The following is a 1,452-nucleotide window of genomic DNA, read 5'->3' as shown; positions in this document are numbered from 1 at the left end:
CCTTGACCTCGGCGCGCAGCTCGGGCGGCAGCTTGTCGGGGTCGCTGTTCAGAAACTCGTCGGTCTTCTTGAAGTGCGACTTGTTATAGTCGGCACGCAGCTCGTTCATCATCGCGGTCCATTCGGCCCGCACCAGGCTGACGTCGAGCTTGTCCATCGCCGCGTAATCGGTCGTGTAGAACCGCGGCGTCAGGATGGTATCTTGCTTGGCGATGTTGAGGCTGTCGACGCTGCCCTTGATGTCCGGCCGCGTTCGCAGCGCGCCTTGGGCGCCACCCTCCATTGGAATCATTGAACCCTCCCGGTCGAAAAGCTGACTTCGTACAGTTCGGTCAGTTCACGGTAGCCTTCGAACCGCGCGCGAATCTTGTCGAGAAGACCGGCACGGACCACGGTTGCGGTGCGACGAACGACCAAACGTTCGCCGAAGTCGACGTGGGTCGGCGCATCATGAACCAGGACTTCGTCGCCAGGTCCGATTTCGATGTCGCCGTCGAGAGTGACGTGCGCATGCAGGGTTTCCGAGGTCTGTTCGATCTCGACCGTGCAGGGGACGTCGAAGCTCGTGCGTTTCCCTAGTCCGAACATGCTTATTTCGAAGCGCCCTTCTCGTTGAGGATCTCATTATTGGAGGTGGTTTGATCGGTGCCGTTGCCGGCGGGCATCAACTGCGAAAAGGCGCGCAGATTGTCGGCGCCGAACGCGTTGAGGTCGATCACCTTGTTGGTGACCGGATCGGTCAGCGTGTACTGACCGTTGACGTAGCGGGCGAGCTTGAACGACGGCTGCGAGCCGACGCCGGCGAGTTGACGCTCGCGCGCCAGCCCGTGCAACACCACGCGGACGAAGCCGGACTGACCCGGCTGCAACGACTTCACCAAGCTGCGATCGGAAGTCCGATACACGAGCACGGCGCCGTCGGGACTGTCTTCGAAGTTCAGGTCGAGGCTTTCGACCATCGCCGGAGGGGTCATTCGGGAATGACCGACCCCGGTCAGTCGGGCGGTTGCCGCCACAGCAATCGTGAATAACACGACCGCCGCAGCCGCGATCAAAGCGCCCTTCGGAACATTGAGATTGTGCGCGGCCTCGCTCATCTCGATCTCCGTTTAGGCTACTGCCGGTGCGGTGGGACTTGGCAGCGGACCGTCTTCTGGGCCGCTACTGGTGGATTGTACGATCGCCACCGCGGAGCTGTCGGTCTGCGCCTTCACCGCTTCGGTGAGTTTGGCAGCGACTGCGGCGACGTCCGGGACCGAATTGAGCATCGGCTCCGGATTGTTGATGTACCAGGGCCGCACATGCGGCCACAGCAGCACGTAGGATGCGCGCTTGTCGTCGATGACCCGCAGGGGGATATCGCCGCTGCCGTCACGATTCTGGCGGAGGTCGCCGTTGGCGATCCGGGTCAACGGGATGTTGATCGTGATCGGCAGCGCCCCGCCCATCTGA

Annotated in this window: 2 protein-coding genes and 2 pseudogenes; all 4 read right to left on the bottom strand. The window is 62.3% G+C overall.

Annotated features, from left to right (window positions below; genetic code table 11):
• Positions 1-292: pseudogene (locus tag DYI24_RS26525) on the bottom strand (magnesium-protoporphyrin IX monomethyl ester (oxidative) cyclase); the annotation flags it as partial.
• Positions 289-588 carry an O2-dependent cyclase accessory protein gene (locus DYI24_RS26520; RefSeq protein ID WP_107343561.1) on the bottom strand — a complete coding sequence of 100 codons (300 nt, stop codon included), beginning with the start codon at positions 586-588 and terminating at the stop codon, positions 289-291. The pseudogene DYI24_RS26525 and the gene DYI24_RS26520, both read right to left, overlap by 4 nt.
• Positions 589-590: 2 nt before the next feature.
• The gene (gene puhC / locus DYI24_RS26515; protein ID WP_107343560.1) at positions 591-1,097 is read right to left on the bottom strand and encodes a photosynthetic complex assembly protein PuhC; all 507 of its coding nucleotides are present in this window, start codon (positions 1,095-1,097) and stop codon (positions 591-593) included.
• A gap of 12 nt (positions 1,098-1,109) precedes the next feature.
• Positions 1,110-1,452, bottom strand: a pseudogene (locus tag DYI24_RS26510) (PH domain-containing protein); the annotation flags it as partial.

The organism is Rhodopseudomonas sp. BR0C11 (assembly GCF_010820945.1).
In the GTDB taxonomy this organism is placed as follows: Bacteria; Pseudomonadota; Alphaproteobacteria; order Rhizobiales; family Xanthobacteraceae; genus Rhodopseudomonas; species Rhodopseudomonas palustris_H.
This window is presented reverse-complemented; position numbering and strand designations above follow the sequence as displayed.

Excerpts from the sequence above, each read along its gene's own strand:
- DYI24_RS26520 (WP_107343561.1), bottom strand. The coding sequence starts at position 588 with ATGTTCGGACTAGGGAAACGCACGAGCTTCGACGTCCCCTGCACGGTC.
- puhC (WP_107343560.1), bottom strand. The coding sequence starts at position 1,097 with ATGAGCGAGGCCGCGCACAATCTCAATGTTCCGAAGGGCGCTTTGATC.